14 protein-coding genes and 1 other RNA gene are annotated in these 14,989 nt (G+C 59.2%); 10 read left to right on the forward strand and 5 right to left on the reverse strand.

Annotated features, from left to right (window positions below; all coding sequences use genetic code 11):
- Positions 1-360 precede the first annotated feature (360 nt).
- The 6 genes from A9Q02_RS15195 (at position 361) to A9Q02_RS15215 (ending at position 3,657) form a co-directional block, all read left to right on the forward strand.
- Positions 361-684 carry a hypothetical protein gene (locus A9Q02_RS15195; protein WP_097653941.1) on the forward strand — a complete coding sequence of 108 codons (324 nt, stop codon included), beginning with the start codon at positions 361-363 and terminating at the stop codon, positions 682-684.
- Between the two features lie 412 nt (positions 685-1,096).
- A complete protein-coding gene (locus A9Q02_RS15200) occupies positions 1,097-1,426 on the forward strand; it encodes a hypothetical protein (RefSeq protein ID WP_097653942.1) in 330 nt (109 codons plus the stop codon).
- Positions 1,427-1,433: 7 nt separating this feature from the next.
- Positions 1,434-1,781, forward strand: coding sequence for a toxin-antitoxin system TumE family protein (locus A9Q02_RS23785; RefSeq protein WP_141508944.1), 348 nt, complete (start codon positions 1,434-1,436; stop codon positions 1,779-1,781).
- Between the two features lie 292 nt (positions 1,782-2,073).
- The gene (locus A9Q02_RS15205) at positions 2,074-2,397 is read left to right on the forward strand and encodes a hypothetical protein (protein WP_097653943.1); all 324 of its coding nucleotides are present in this window, start codon (positions 2,074-2,076) and stop codon (positions 2,395-2,397) included.
- Between the two features lie 388 nt (positions 2,398-2,785).
- Complete coding sequence (locus A9Q02_RS15210) at positions 2,786-3,178, forward strand: nucleotidyltransferase family protein (RefSeq protein WP_097653944.1); 393 nt, start codon at positions 2,786-2,788, stop codon at positions 3,176-3,178.
- Positions 3,175-3,657, forward strand: coding sequence for a ribonuclease toxin HepT-like protein (locus A9Q02_RS15215; protein ID WP_097653945.1), 483 nt, complete (start codon positions 3,175-3,177; stop codon positions 3,655-3,657). The genes A9Q02_RS15210 and A9Q02_RS15215 overlap by 4 nt, the downstream gene beginning before the upstream one ends.
- A gap of 396 nt (positions 3,658-4,053) precedes the next feature.
- Here A9Q02_RS15215 and murJ read toward each other — a convergent pair whose 3' ends face one another.
- A complete protein-coding gene (murJ, locus tag A9Q02_RS15220) occupies positions 4,054-5,667 on the reverse strand; it encodes a murein biosynthesis integral membrane protein MurJ (RefSeq protein WP_097653946.1) in 1,614 nt (537 codons plus the stop codon).
- A gap of 87 nt (positions 5,668-5,754) precedes the next feature.
- Here murJ and rpsT point away from each other — a divergent pair, with 87 nt between their 5' ends.
- On the forward strand, positions 5,755-6,015 hold the full coding sequence (gene rpsT / locus A9Q02_RS15225) for a 30S ribosomal protein S20 (protein WP_097653947.1): 261 nt from the start codon (positions 5,755-5,757) through the stop codon (positions 6,013-6,015).
- Between the two features lie 46 nt (positions 6,016-6,061).
- On the opposite strand, the gene holA is transcribed toward rpsT, so the two are convergent.
- The 4 genes from holA to A9Q02_RS15245 all read right to left on the reverse strand — a co-directional run bounded on the left by holA (position 6,062) and on the right by A9Q02_RS15245 (position 9,974).
- On the reverse strand, positions 6,062-7,027 hold the full coding sequence (holA, locus tag A9Q02_RS15230; protein WP_097653948.1) for a DNA polymerase III subunit delta: 966 nt from the start codon (positions 7,025-7,027) through the stop codon (positions 6,062-6,064).
- Positions 7,028-7,047: 20 nt separating this feature from the next.
- Positions 7,048-7,218, reverse strand: a non-coding RNA gene (gene ssrS / locus A9Q02_RS15235) — 6S RNA.
- Positions 7,219-7,320: 102 nt separating this feature from the next.
- Positions 7,321-8,466, reverse strand: a complete 1,146-nt coding sequence (locus tag A9Q02_RS15240; RefSeq protein ID WP_097653949.1) for a hypothetical protein — start codon at positions 8,464-8,466, stop codon at positions 7,321-7,323.
- 17 nt (positions 8,467-8,483) lie between these two features.
- Positions 8,484-9,974, reverse strand: coding sequence for a pre-peptidase C-terminal domain-containing protein (locus A9Q02_RS15245; protein ID WP_097653950.1), 1,491 nt, complete (start codon positions 9,972-9,974; stop codon positions 8,484-8,486).
- 585 nt (positions 9,975-10,559) lie between these two features.
- Here A9Q02_RS15245 and A9Q02_RS15250 point away from each other — a divergent pair.
- The 3 genes from A9Q02_RS15250 (at position 10,560) to A9Q02_RS15260 (ending at position 14,966) form a co-directional block, all read left to right on the forward strand.
- Positions 10,560-11,639, forward strand: coding sequence for an NAD(P)-binding domain-containing protein (locus tag A9Q02_RS15250; RefSeq protein ID WP_097653951.1), 1,080 nt, complete (start codon positions 10,560-10,562; stop codon positions 11,637-11,639).
- Positions 11,640-11,831: 192 nt separating this feature from the next.
- The gene (locus A9Q02_RS15255) at positions 11,832-13,607 is read left to right on the forward strand and encodes a CocE/NonD family hydrolase (protein WP_097653952.1); all 1,776 of its coding nucleotides are present in this window, start codon (positions 11,832-11,834) and stop codon (positions 13,605-13,607) included.
- Positions 13,608-13,796: 189 nt separating this feature from the next.
- Positions 13,797-14,966: an acyl-CoA dehydrogenase family protein gene (locus A9Q02_RS15260; protein ID WP_097653953.1), complete on the forward strand. Its 1,170-nt coding sequence runs from the start codon at positions 13,797-13,799 to the stop codon at positions 14,964-14,966.
- Positions 14,967-14,989 lie beyond the last annotated feature (23 nt).

Here is a 14,989-nt window from a genome sequence, read left to right on the forward strand (position 1 = left end):
TTCCGAACGGCGTGAGGAATCTTCATTGCTACGCATGGAAGACCCCTCGCTCCGCTCGGGGTGACATGGCTGGCGCAGCGGGGTGACAAGGAGGATGCCTTGGGCTTTATGTACGCAACAAAGTGCTGATGATGCATTGCGATCTGCTCGGCGTTTCGTTCAGTTGACGCGCGATGTGCAAGCCCCGGTTTCCAACAAAGAACCGGAAGATCGTGTCTCCGCGCCTCTGCGTTAAAACCTCCGGAACGCCGTGGCGTCGGCCTTGCGCGACGGGTGGATTTTCTGCTCGTGGTGCGGTACACTCATGGTCTGAGGGAACTGATAGTGTGGGGTGATGCGAGCAGGAGAGAGGAGCACACGATGAACCCGTCCCTTGAACTAAAGCAGCAAACGCAAGAATTCCTCCGTGACACCGTGCCAGGCGAACAGGATCTCGATGCCAAGGTGCGTCACCTGATTGAAGCGGAGTATATGCGGCAATTGGGGCACTATCGACGGGTTGATCTGACCCTCACCCACAAGTATGGCATGACCTTCAATGACTTCCTGGAGCAGTCCATTCCCCGTCAGAAGGAGTATTCCTGGGAAGTTGAGCAGGATGCCATGGATTGGGAAACCGCAATGGGCGGTATGGCAACCGTGGAACGCAAACTACGTGCCTTGCGGGAGACGACCCGTGAGTGAGCTTCATGAGCTTGCTTTCGAAGCCGAGGAAGCCCTTCAGACCATATGGTTCCTCCGTTCGCTTGAAGAGGTTGAACGATTTTTACTTTTTTAGCGCGGGTGGAACAACTGCTGCTTGAGAAAGACCTGCTGTAACTCCGTGCTACCAGCAAGCCCCGGGCGACACGGCGTTTTTGGTCTGTGGCGGGGGGAACGGCGGTGATCTTGACGCAAAGACGCGAAGGCGCAAAGGTAAAAAAGAAACTCTGCGCCTCCGTGTCTCCGCGCCTCTGCGTTAAAACCTCCGGAACGCCGTGGTGCCTGCAAAACAACCCCAGGACGATGGCCGCTATGCTATACTACCTCACCAGAAACCCTGGGAGACCGTCGGCGCATGCGGAGTTTGAACCGGCTCAGAAAACAGAGGTGTTCTATGGATAGAGTCGTCAGCGTTCTGGATATAGCCGAGCTACCGGCACACGAAATGCTCTCCATCCTCAGACAAGGAGCCATCGTCCGGCTCCCCTACCTGGAAGCACGTTTCCACCAGGCGGAGGCGCAAGTTGCTCGCTTTGAAGAGCGCTACCAAACAACCCTGGCCCAGCTATCCGCCCAGGGCTTACCGGATGACGCAGATTATCAGTTTCATGAAGACTTTATCGAGTGGGAATATTGGCACAAAGTCTGGCATGAAACCGAGATGATTGTGCGTAATGTCAGGCAGATCTTGCAATCGGCGGAGACACCCGTTGTCCACAGTTGAACGACGAGTGCAAGAGATTGAGCGAAAGTACGCCCATCTGGTGCATGACGTGGTAGTCCTCAGCCTGACGGATGAAACATTTCGCCTCATTCTTTACCTGCATAGTGGCTGCACGCTACGGGTCACAGAAAGATGGCGTGACCAGGTTCTGTTTCGATATAGCTATTACTGGCTAGCTAGTGACGCTAGCCTAAAAATTGGCTGGGACAATGTGCCTCACCACAGAGAATTGGAGAATTTCCCCCATCACAAGCATATTGGCGAGAAAGGCTGTAGAGTAGCATCCTACGAAACATCTCTTGACGATGTCATCGCCTTTATCGCAGCAGAAATAAACAGCGAGGATGGGTCATAACGCGACAAAATACCGATCACTTTTGGCAAAGCCAACTTCGTGGGAGCCCCTGAGCCTTGATGATCTGGAGCGCGTGGTGGCGGTGGTGCGGCGGTGATCTTGACGCAAAGGCGCAAAGGTAGAAAAAGAAACGCTGCGTCTCCGCGCCTCCGCGCCTCTGCGCCTCTGCGTTAAAACCTCCGGAACACCGTGGCGTCGGCCTTGCGCGACGGGTGGATTTTCTGCTCGTGGTGCGGTACACTAATGGTCTGAGGGAATGACGTACATGATGCGCCGTTGGGAGGTGAACCACATGAGTAGAACCATTACGGTCTCTGACGACTTGGTGCGCCGTCTGAACGACCTTTCCATTGCTCCGTCCGACGATCTTGCCGCCAGCCTACAGCGTCTTGTGGTCGCTGAATATCAGCGTCGTTTGGCACGCTACCGTCTGACCGATCATCAACTCACGCGCAAATATGGCATGTCCTTTGCGGCATTTGAGCACCAACAGATCACCAGGCAACACGGATACACATGGGAGGTCGAGTCAGATGCCATTGCCTGGGAGACGGCGGTCGATGGCATCGCGACCATGATGCAGGCGTTGGCAGGCGCGGGATCTCGAACATGGTGAATGGCATCGACACCCTTTTGGCCAGCCCAACGTCCATGAAGCAACACCGGAAGGCATGTCGCGCCGACCCGTGATCCAGTTCATGAGCGAAGTTGAACAGCTTCTTGTGGAGCACGAGCTCATTTAGAAGCGCAAGCCTGCGGACGTCTGAGCCGTTGCCCAGGTAAGGTAGACAAAGAAACTCTGCGCCTCCGTGTCTCTGTGGTAAACCCCAAAACGCCGTGGTACCAGGGCCTCGCCTGGGCGACACGGCGTTTTTGGTGTGGGTGGCGGGGGGAACGGCGGTAATCTTGACGCAAAGACGCGAAGGCGCAAAGGTTCAAAGCATCCCTGGTATAGCCCACCAAGATATGGTATCCTGCAAGGCACAGCAAGCATCGGAGGCCGTATGCGAGCACACGTGACCGAACAAAGCCTGATTGATCCCGAGCAGATGCGCCAGTATCGTGCCACAGCGCATCGGCGCATGGCCCAGCAGCGCGAGGCGCTGGAGGTGCGACGCCAGGCAGCGTGGCAAACCGCCCATCGTGCAGCGGTGCTGCTCAAGACCACATATGACGTCACGCGGGTGGTATTGTTCGGTTCATTGTCCCGCAATGAACTCTTTTCCCCCCACTCTGACATTGACCTGGTGGTGTGGGGCTTGGATGAGACCAGGTACTACCGCGCCGTCTCCCGACTCATTGACCTCGATCCATCGATCGCGATCGATCTGCTCCGCGCTGAAGCCTTGCCCACTGCCCTCGTGACCATGATCGAAACCACCGGTGTAACGCTATGAGCGCCTACACTGCGCTGGCCGGTCGCATGCAGGCATCGCTGCACGATCTAGAACAAGTCGTCAACCGCGCCGAAGCACTGCTGGGCAAAGCGCAGCAGCAAAATGACGTAGACTATCTCGACGGCGTTGCGTTGAACCTGCACGGATTCTATGCTGGCGTGGAACGCATTTTCGAGGATATTGCGCGCACCCTGGACGAGAGTGTTCCAACGGGCTCGGATTGGCATCGTGATCTGCTGTTGCAAATGTCAGCAGCCATTGACGGTGTACGCCCCGCCGCGATCAGCCAGACGACCCGTTTCTCTCTGGACGAATATCGAGGTTTTCGTCACGTCGTGCGCAACGTCTATACCTTTAATTTACGCCCACTTCGCCTGCAAGAGTTGACGCAGAACCTGCGTCCATGTTATCAGCAACTCAGCACCGAACTGGCGAGTTTCACCGCGTTTCTGCGTGATCTCGACAATACAGCGCCATAAGTAGTCTGTAACACAAGTTTTCTGCTCTCGGGCTTGGCTTCGACAAGTTCAGCCAACGGCGGACGATGGGCGTTGCGAACGGACGGAGGCTGAGCCTGTCGAAGCCCCCGTTGGGATCAAGAAACGTACGTTACAGACTAATAAGGCTGCTTGAGGCCGACTAAAACGCTTGGTGTGAGTTCTCGTCCACGGTTTTGCATCAGGATGCGGTACACGCGTAGCCTCCGCATCGCAAACGGGCGAAGTATGCATTTTTCGGCGGCGTCCCAGTGCGGCAAAAACGATCTCACACCAAGCGTTAAAGTCGGCATTCCGTAGGGCGCCAAGGTAGAAAAAGAAACGCTGCGCCTCCGCGTCTCCGCGCCTCTGTGTTAAAACCTCCGGAACGCCGCGTTCTCAGCGAACCCGTGACCTCAGCGCCTCCGCCGGCGCCGCTCGCCCGATGATGCTGAGCCCAAGATACGCCGCCCCCGCGAGCGCCAGCGCCCCAACCAACCAGGCGCTCAACGCGATCATATCCTTGGTCCACACATACGGGTGCGTTGCGGTCAGCGCTGGAATCGCTCCCTGGGAAACGATCGTCAGCAGTAGTAACCCCGCCCCGATGATCCCCGACGCGATCACCGCTACCCCGACACTCCGCCAGAGCGCTGGTTGCGCCCAGATGCCTGGGATAGCGTTGCCGAGCACCAGTAGCAGCAGCAAGGCTTCGATGTTGTTGGCAATGCTAAAGGCAAAGGCGAGGCTGGTGATGTCGTTGCCCGCACGCAGAAAGAAGGTGCCGAGGCTCAGGTTCAGCGCAACCTGGCCCATCCCGATCAGCACGGGTGTCCAGGTGCGCTGCATCGCATAGAAGGCGCGGATCAGGATCTCCGAGGTGGCAAAGGCCGGCAGCGCGAGCGCGTAGCCCATCAGGGCGTTCGTGGTGTGTTGCAGTGAGGCGGTGTCAAAGGCCCCCCGTTGAAAGAGCACGCGGCTGATCGGGAAGCCCAGGGTGAGCAGGATGGCCGTTGCGGGCAGGGTGAGCCAGAGAATCGTGCCCAGCGTCCGCCGAATGTCGTTGCTAAAGTCGTCGTAGCGCTCTTCGGCGACGAGCCGGGCGAGCCGCGGAAAGGCGACCTGGCTCAGGCTCAGCGAGAAGATGCCGTACGGTAGCAGCATCAGTTGGTAGGCATAGCCAAGTCCCGCGACTTTGGCGGTGCCGTCGCTGAGCCGCGCCGCGAGCACGAGCGTGACGACGAGGCTGATGTGGGCGGCGGCCTGCCCGAGTACCCGTGGCCCCATCTGGCGGGCAATGCGCTTGACCTGTTCGATCCCGCGCCCTAGGTGGAGCCGTAGGCGCATCTCGAGCGCATACAGCCCCGGGATCTGGACGAGCAGGTAGAAGAGGGCGCCAATCACGACGCCCCAGGCCATCCCCCAGATGCCGAGGCCGAACGCTTGCCCAACCAGTGCCCCCCCGATGATGCCAAGGTTGTAGATCGACGGCGCCATGGCGGGCAGCGTAAAGCGATCCCGTGCATTCAGTGCCGCCATCGCCAATCCACCGAGCCCCAGCAACAGCGGCGAAAGCAGAAAGAGCCGCGTCAACTGCGTACTCAATTCCAGCGTGGCCTGATCAAAGTCCTGCCCACCATAGAGCGTGGTAATCAGCCACGGCGCAGCCAGGAAAATGACCACACTCGCCATACTCAAGATCAGCAGGGCCCAGGTGACTACCGCACTCGCCACGTGCCAGGCCCGCTCTTTACCGTCACGCTCCCACGTCTCAATAAAGACCGGAATAAAACTGCTGCCCAAGGCCCCACCAATAATCACCAGATAGAGCAGATCCACCACCGAAAAGGCCGTCCGATAGGCCGCCGCTTCCGCCGAGGTGCCAAAAAGATAGGTTGCCACCATATCGCGTAGCAACCCCGTCACCCGACTCAGCACAAAGCCGGCCATCACAATCAGACTATTGCCCAACGCCCCGCCGCGCACGCGGCGCACCAGCATCCCAAGTTGCACGGACGGAACCCTTCTGCTATACTTAACCGTTAGCGGGAAGAATACAAAAACAAAGCGTAACCTGGATTATACCGGAGGTACCCATCCTTGGCGAACACACAGTCGGCAAAGAAGCGCATTCGGAGCAATGCACGCAAACACGAGCGCAATACGGTCTATCGCTCACGCGTCAAAACAATGGTGAAAAAGGCCGAGATGTCGATCTTCAGCGGCACACCCGACGAAGAGGCCGTACGCGACGCAATTAGCACGCTCGATAAAGCAGCCGTTAAAGGCATTATTCACAAAAACAATGCTGCCCGTCGCAAATCACGCCTGATGAAGAAACTCAACGCTGCTAGCGCCTAACCAACACACCTTTTTGTTCAGGCCGCTAAGGGTGGCAAAGCCACCCTTAGCGGCCTGAATGATTCCCGACGCACGTTTCCGCCACAAAGAGCTCAAGTGCTGTCTCAGGCTGGATGCGTCCGGTTTTGGTGGCAAGGTCGAGTTCGAGCAGGCGGGCATGCAATTCGCTCAGTTCACCCGGCCCAAAGGCCCGCGCCTGTTCAATGGCCTTGCGCACGACAAAGGGCTTTTGCCCTAATTCGGCGGCAATCGCCTCAGGCCGCATGCGTTGGGCGACCAGTTCCTGGACCCCCAGGAGAATGCGGATCTGACGGGCGAGCATAAAGAGAATGTAGGTCGGGGCCTGACCATCTTCGAGCAGGGCGTGAGCCCCGCGTAGCGCCGCGCCGATGCGCCGCATACTGAGCTCATCGAGGAACGCAAAGAGATTCTGTTCCTGACTGTCTTGCACCAGCAGATCGACCGTTGCCGACGTGATCGTCCCCTTCCGCCCCACATAGGTCGCCAACTTCTCCAGTTCCGTCTGGAGCGTCCGCGGATCACCGCCGGCGAGCTCGATCACGTGCTGGGCAGCTGGTGGATCGAGGCGCACCCCAAAGCGCCGGGCGCGTTCCGTCACCCAGCGCACCAGCTCGCCGCCCTGGGGGGGCTGAAACTCGCGCAACTCCCCGCTCTTCTTCAACTGCGTAAAGAGCACACTCCGGCGGTCAACATCTTCGCCCTCAACAAACACCAGCAGACACGATGGGGGCACCCGCTCGAGGTACGCCCGCAACTCATCGCGCTCTTTGCCCGCCTTCGTATGCTTCAGCGCATCGCTGACAATGACCAGGCGCTGATCGGCCAGGAAGGGCATCGCCTCACACGCCGCCGCCAGCGTCTCTAGCTTCAGCCGCCGCCCATCGAGCCGACTAATATTCAACTCTGCCACGTCCACCGGCACACGCGCACACAACTCGGCAACCGCCTCACTGCGCGCCAGTTCATCAGGGCCGTAGAAGAGATAGAGCATACCATACCGTCCAGAGGAAAAAATTACCTCGGCATGCCGTGAATGGGTCAGTTTCGAACCTGCAAGCGCAGGTGGGTGCCCGCCTGTGAGTATCTGCGGCCCGCCGCATAACTCAACTCGTTAGAGCAAAGCTCCCATCGAAACAGTGTTGGCTCAAAACACATACCCACCCACGGGCAGCCGAGGATACCCTGATCCTACCACGACCGCGCACGTTACGCAAGTAGGGCCGAAGCACCCCTCTTTTCTTTTTGCCCCCAAAGGGATGAAGGTGAGGGCGTCAGCCCTCACCTTCATCCCTTGGCCTCCAACCCCCGCACGATGCCCACAATCAGCCGCGTGGTGCGTTCGACCAGGCGCGGTATCGCGGCAGAATCACTGTTCTGCGCCAACGCCCCCGGCGCAGGTCGGGCCAGAATCGTCACGGTTCGATAGCCGTGACGCCGCAGAATGCTTGCCAGCCGCCCCCGTTGCGCCAGGATCTGCGGTTCAGCATCAATCTGGGGATCGGCCGTGTCGGCTTCGAGCGCCAGTTCCAACAAGAGCGGATCGGCCACCCCCCCCGCCTGTTCGCGGCTCGCAATGACCACCTGGTTGCCCACCAGTGGCTCTAGCGTAATGCAAAGGGTGCGGGCACGGTCAAAGGGGAACCGTCTGAGCAGATTGGTGACACCTCGCTGGTCACTGGCAACGGCACCAACCGCGACGGCCCACACCTCGACGTTGGTCAACGCGCCAAGGCGTTGCACGGCGGCCAGCATCGTCGCTAGGGTTGCCAGGCCGCCATCGGGGCTCGCCGGCGTTGGCGGGCGCAAGGCGGCAATTAGCAACAGCAGATAGCCCAGCCCACCAGGCAGACTGATCAGCCATGGAAGACCGGGGAGGAAAAGACTCATCCCGGAAGCCAGGATCGTCACCGTGGCAATGGCGACTCGTGCCAGCCCGGCGGTCGTCCCTATCCCGCACAGCGCCGCAAGCCCACGGTGCGTCAGCGCCATATCCAGGGGGGCCAGCAGCAAGACCCGCCAGCGTGGCACCGCCGGTTCAAGCCCCATCGCACCGGTAATTGCCCGGGTGCCCACAATATTCTGGCTTGCATAGCGCCGCCCTGGTGGGGGCAACGGCATCCCCAGACTATCGAGCAAGAACCACCCAAAGACGATCACTGCCAGCAACAGCGAAGGCAACGGCAGCAGCGGTGTCAGCAATGCCGCAACCAGCCCCAGCAGGGCCGGCCAGCGATACCAATGCCCTCGGTGCGGAACGACGCGTACTTCGTAGGTGCCGACGCCCATCCCTGCATGGCGCAGCCGCCCATTGACAAACGCTGCCACCGTTGCCTCACCTTGCGACGTCGCCAACCGAGAACCAGTCTGGTCAGCCAATTGGCTGACCAGCACTTCGAGTTCTCGCGTATCGTCACGAATAGGTGTATACATAACCGAGGCAACTGGGCTTATGGCACAGGTGTAGCCGTATTGGTTGGGGTCGCAGTTGGCTGATCAAGCACAAACTCACGATCAGGCGTGCCGGTCGGCACAGGCGTAAGCGGGTTAATCGGCAACCCGGTGATCGTCGTCCGGCCACAATCGGTCTGCCCAGGCAAGCAGAGCAACAGGACAAGATCGTACCGAATAAACTGATTGCCCACATCGCCGACATTCTTGATCTGCACAAAATAGAACCCATCAACCTCAGGAATAAACTCGATCTGTGAGTCGAGTGAATTGCCGCCCGGGATATCGTCATTGATGTCAATCACCGAGACCCCATCGCGATCAGTGAGCACCATCACCGTATCCGCGCCCGCCTGGGTATCCTGGTTGACCCTGGTACGCCCAATATAGCGCCGCGTATCGGTATACATAATGTAACGCTTGCCCGTCTTGCCAAAGAAGGTTACCCAGTCCGCGTCGCCATCAGGACAGAGCGCACGGTTCTCCTGGAGTTCATTCGATGTGATGAGTCTTGCCTGCTCGGGCAGACCATCGGGCTCAAAGAGATCGAGGCAGACATCGGTGACCAGCGTCGGCGTTGGCCCGTAGCTCCCGCTGAGCAGCGCAATCACATACAGGAAATCAACCCCACCCCGTCCAGCGACATCACGTACCCGAATATAGTACCGTCCATCAGCAGGGATACGGATCGTAATTCGGGGGCGTGTATCACCCGGATTAGGACTCCCGGGGGTACGGTTGAAGAAATCATCATTAAAGGCGATACTATTCAGGTTCGCGTCAAAGAGTTCGAGGCTCAGATCCAGCCCAGGCGACTGACTCGCAACATCAATCGTATAGACCTTGCCCTCGACCCCGCCAAACACCAGCCAGTCAACATCGCCAGCGGGGCAGATCGCCCGTTCCTGCGAGGTGTCAACATCAATCACTTTGGCCGTAGCCGGGCTATTATCATCCTCAAACCCATCACGACAGACCGGGCCACGGGTTGGCGTGACGGTCGCAGGACGGGGTGTTGCCGTCGTTGTTGGCGTTGGAGTAAACGTTGCCCCGGTGACGGTAAGCTGCAAAAAGATACTCTGGGTCACATTTGTCTGACCCGCAGCGGTACCGGTAATAATGCCGGCAATCGTATAGACCCCTGGCGCAACCGTGTTGGCTACCGCAGCGCCAACACTGATCTGCTGTGACGATCCGACGGCAATGAAGGTTGAACCAGAAGGAGCGATCTGAATACCAGTGGGAATGTTGCTAAAAGCCAGGGTAAATGTACGATCCACCGCACCGGGAATATTATTATTCGTGACGGTAATCAGGGTCTGATTTGTCCCGCCAGGCGCAACGCTGATCGCAGGGGTGGGAGGATCAACCGTAATAGCGGTTTGAGCGCTGAGCGGAAGTGAGGTGAAAGGGGCAGTTACCGCGAGAAAGAGTGCAACGATGATGAACGTGGCAACCGCGGCATTGCGCCAGTGTATACGGTGGTTCATGAATACACGCGGCTCCTAACATGAGGTTGAATCTTGAGTATTATACTAATGAGGGTTACTCTATGTCAAGATAAGAGCCCGCAACTATGCTGGGCGATGACATCATACGAAACCGGATACAAAAATACGCTCTATTTGGCAGCATGTACATGCAACCAGCGGCGCAAACGGCGGCACCCGGCAACAACGGGGCACCCGGCCCCTGTAGGGGCACCCGGCCCCTGTAGGGGCACCCGCCCCCTGTAGGGGCACCCGCCCCCTGTAGGGGCACCCGCAAGGGGTGCCCCTACAGGGGCAGGGCCGGGTGTAGGGGCACCCCTTGCGGGTGCCCTGGCGGGTGTGTGCAGGGCCGGGGGCCGGGCCCGGTGTCGGTGTAGGGGCACCCCTTGCGGGTGCCCTGGCCGGGCCCGGTGTCGGGTAGGGGCACCCCTTGCGGGTGCCCTGGGCGGGGCCGGTGTAGGGGCACCCCTTGCGGGTGCCCTGGCCGGGCCCGGTGTAGGGGCACCCCTTGCGGGTGCCCTGGCGGGTGCCCTGGCGGGGTGCATACACGGAAGATGCAATAACTATGCAGGAAAGGAACACATCATGCCTACGCAGCAACCGTACGATATCGCTATTATTGGCGCCGGGCCGATTGGCCTTGAACTCGCCGTTTGTCTCAAGCTCAGAGGGGTACGCTATGTGCAGTTCGATGCGGGTCAGATTGGTCATACGATGACCTGGTGGCCGCGCCAGACGACCTTTTTTAGTACAAGCGAGCGCATTGCGATTGCGGGGGTGCCGATCCCCAATAATCATCAGCAACGCACGACTGGCGAAGAGTATCTGGCCTATCTGCGGGCGGTCGTCGAGCAGTTTGACCTGCATATCAATAGCTACGAGCCAGTGACGAGTGTGACTGGCTCGGTCGGGGCGTTTACGTTGCAGACGAGCCATCGCACCGGGCTACGTACCTATCAGGCGGCACGGGTGGTCTTTGCCATTGGCGATATGCACTGGCCCCTTCGCCTCGATCTTCCCGGTGAGGATCTGCCCCATGTGAGTCACTATTTTCGTGATCCGCACGACTATTTTCGCCGTCGGTTGCTGATTGTTGGCGGCAAAAATTCTGCCGTCGAAGCCGCTCTCCGTTGCTGGCGCGCCGGTGCCCAGGTGACGATCAGCTATCGCCGTGCGACCTTCGATGAGCGCCGGGTGAAGCATTGGCTTATGCCCGATCTGCTGGCCCAGATCGAGGCCGGGACGATCCGCTTTTTGCCCGAGACGGTGCCAGTGGCGATTACGCCTGATTATGTTGAATTCGCTCGTACCGTCGACGGCGAACCGGTGCCAGGCCCAACGCTGCGCCACGCGACCGATTTTGTCTTGTTGGCAACCGGCTTTCGCGGCGACCAGAGCTTGCTCGAAGAGGTGGGCGTATTGCTCGAAGGTTCCAATCGCGTTCCCCGCTTTGATCCCGAAACAATGGAGACGAATGTCCCTGGTGTCTATGTCGCAGGGACGGTGGCGGCGGGCGTTCAGCAACGCTACTCGCTCTTTATCGAAAATTGTCACGACCACGCCGGCAAGATCACCCGCGCCGTGACCGGCCTCTGGCCGACAACGCTTGGTGATATTCCCGCCCGTACCTATGGGCTCGCCTTTGAGCAATTTGAGGCAAATTGACACTCTGCGTTATTTATGGCTTGACAGGTCTCATAGGTATTTGTTATACTTTTCATAACGCACCGTGTAATATTTATCATACGCTTTGTGCGAAAGCCAGGCCGCTTTCGCTCAAAGCACGTTCAGGTTCAAGAGGGCAGGGTTCTCGTTTTCCCTGCCCTATCTTTCCCATTTTCATCAGAGGAAGATCTCATGCGGCGTTCGCTGGTGGCCATCGGCATAGCCGGGCTCGGATTGGTTGGCGTGGGGCTCTATGCCAGGCGTCGCCAGATCATCGCTCGTGCGTTTGGCTTGCGCCCACCCGAATATGCGGTGGCCGCTGAGTATGATCTGCCTGTGCCAATGTCTGATGGCACGGTGCTCTATGCCGATCGCTTTTTTCCGCGTGCCAGCGGGCAGTTTCCGACGATTCTGATCCGCACACCCTATGGGCGCCCCTCCGAGACTCGGTTGCTCGGGCCGGGTGGTTTGATGGGGGCAGCGCTCTTTGCTGAGCGTGGGTACAATGTGGTGGTGCAGGGGGTGCGGGGCCGTTTTCGTTCGGACGGGGTCTTTGAGCCTTTTGTCCACGAGCAGGAGGATGGCCGCACGACACTGGACTGGATCGCGGCGCAGCCCTGGTTCGAGGGCAATCTGGGGATGTGGGGTCCAAGTTATCTTGGCTATACCCAGTGGGCCGTGGCTGCCGATGCGCCGCCGTTTCTCAAGGCGATCATGCCGGTGATTACGACGAGCCGTTTCTCGCATTCGTTCTATCCTGGTGGCCCGTTTGCCTATGAGTCGTCGCTGCGCTGGGCAACCTATCTCGAGGCAACCAACCGACGCTCGCTTGACCTCGTTGCGCTGGTGCGGGTGTTGCGCCCGCAGCGCGAGGCGACCCTGGCGGCGACTCTGGCTTCGGCTCCGCTTGCTGAAGCCGATCGCCGGGCGACCGGGGCGGTGCAGCCCTTCTTTCAGCAGTGGCTCGCCGAGCCAGGCCCTGATGGGGCCTATTGGTCGCGGGTGGATTTTGATCGTTCGCTTGCGCGGGTGACGCCGGCTGTGCATCTGGTCGCTGCGTGGTACGACATTTTCCTGCGTGACCAACTTGCCGATTATACCGACTTGCTGGCTGCTGATGCACGCCCCTATCTCACGGTGCTCGCCGGGCACCATACCTCCAACAGCATCCTTGGCGCGTCTGTTCGCGAGGGGTTGACCTGGTTTGATGCGCTCTTGCACGGACGTGATGTGCCGCGCCGACGGGCCGTACGGTTGGCGCTGCTCGGGGCGCACGAAACCCACGAGATGGATTTCTGGCCTCCGCCGGCGCAATTGCAGCGGTTCTATCTGCACGCCGGGGGCTGGCTGCGTGAGACCAGGGCCCAAGAGGCTGCCGCTTCATCGTTCGCATATGACCCGCATGATCCAACGCCTTCGGTTGGTGGGCCGGTCTTGAGCCCGAATGGTGGGGCGCGAAACCAGGCGCTAGTTGAGGCGCGCCGCGATGTGTTGCTCTTTACCAGTGTCCCGCTCGAAGCGCCGCTTGATGTGCTTGGCTATGTCCGCCTCGAGGTTTTTGTACGCTCCAATCTGGCCTATTTCGATCTCGTCGGGCGTCTCTGCGCGGTTGACCCTGATGGGCAGAGCATCAATGTCTGCGAGGGTGCCATCCGGGTTGAGCCGGGTGTTGGCGAGGTGCAACCTGACGGCAGCCTCCGGCTTGAACTTGATCTTTGGGCTACGGCACGGCGCTTTCAGGCGGGGCAACGCCTGCGGCTGCATATCTGTAGTGGGGCTCACCCCCGCTGGAATGTCAATAGTGGGGACGGACGAGCCTTGATCGACGCGGTTCCTGCGGGTCTCCGTGCCCGCCAAACGGTCTTTCACGACGCCGAGCATCCCTCCGTTCTGCTTCTGCCCGTTGTCAGCGAAGCAACCAGGCAGGCCATGGCAGGTGCGCAACTTCAGGAGGTTGTCACATCATGACGCAATGCATCCGGGCCACTGGCCCAGTAGGGTTAGGGCTACCGCCCTAAAACGTTGTTTCGTGGGGCGAAAGCCCTCGAACGCGACGGCATGCAGGGCTCGGCCTTGCACACAACAACCAGGCGCAGCCAGAGCGGCTGCATCACTACAGCAGCGGTATCACTACCGCATCAAGAGGAGGCCTCGACAATGGAGTACGAGCACAGTGATGAGATCAAGATGCTGCGTCAGACGGTGCGCGAGTTCGTGGATAAGGAGATTCGTCCTATCGCCCGTGAGGTTGATGAAGAGGAGCGGGTACCGCTAGAGACGTTTAAGAAAGCCGGTGAGTTGGGCTTGTTGGGTGTGCCGTTCCCCGAAGTGTATGGCGGGCTTGACATGGGCATCACGGGCTATTGTGTGCTGATGGAAGAGTTGAACCGTGTCTGTGCTAGCCATGCGACGATCTTTGGGGCGCATGCGCAGCTTGCTGCGATGAGTGTCTACCTTGGTGGCAATGACGCCCAGAAGGATAAGTATCTGCAGCCGATGAATGAGGGCCGTCTCGTGGGGGCCTGGGCGTTGACCGAGCCGAACGCGGGCAGTGATGCGGCTAATCTTAGCACAACCGCCGAGTTGCGTGGTGATGAGTGGGTCATCAATGGTCAGAAGATGTGGATCACCAATGGCAGTTTCGCCGATGTGATCATTGTGCATGCGGTGACCGACAAGACCAAAGGTGCCCGTGGCGGGATCACCGCGTTCATCGTTGAGAAGGACTTCCCTGGTTTCAATGTGGGCAAGGTTGAGGACAAGATGGGCCTGAAGGCGTCGCATACCGCAAGCCTCTTCTTTGAGGATATGCGCGTGCCGGCCGAGAATGTGCTTGGTGGCGTCGGCCATGGGTTCCAGGTTGCCATGCGTACCCTCGATATCGGGCGCTGCGGGCTTGGTGGCAGCAGTGTTGGCGCAGCGAAAGAGGCGTTTGAACTTAGTCGCAACTATGCGATCGAGCGCCATCAATTTGGTCGCCCTATCGCCGATTTGCAGGCGATCCAGTTTAAGCTCGCCGAAATGGCGGTCAAGATCTATACGATGGAGCAGATCGTCTACGATTGCGCACGCAAGGTTGATGATGGCAAAAATGCGACGCTCGAAAGCAGCATCGTCAAGCTCTACTGCACCGAGATGGCGAGCCAGGTGATTGACGAAGCCATCCAGATCTATGGCGGCATGGGCTTCTCACGTGAAGTGCCCCTCGAGCGGATGTACCGCGATGCCCGTGTGACCCGCATCTTTGAGGGCACCAACGAGATCCAGAAGAGCGTCATCGCCAGTGAGTTGCTCAAGCAGGTCGGCTACCGCGTCAATCGGCGTTAACGCTTTGTTATAGGCGACACCGG

It is taken from the genome of Candidatus Chloroploca asiatica, assembly GCF_002532075.1.
In the GTDB taxonomy this organism is placed as follows: domain Bacteria; phylum Chloroflexota; class Chloroflexia; order Chloroflexales; family Chloroflexaceae; genus Chloroploca; species Chloroploca asiatica.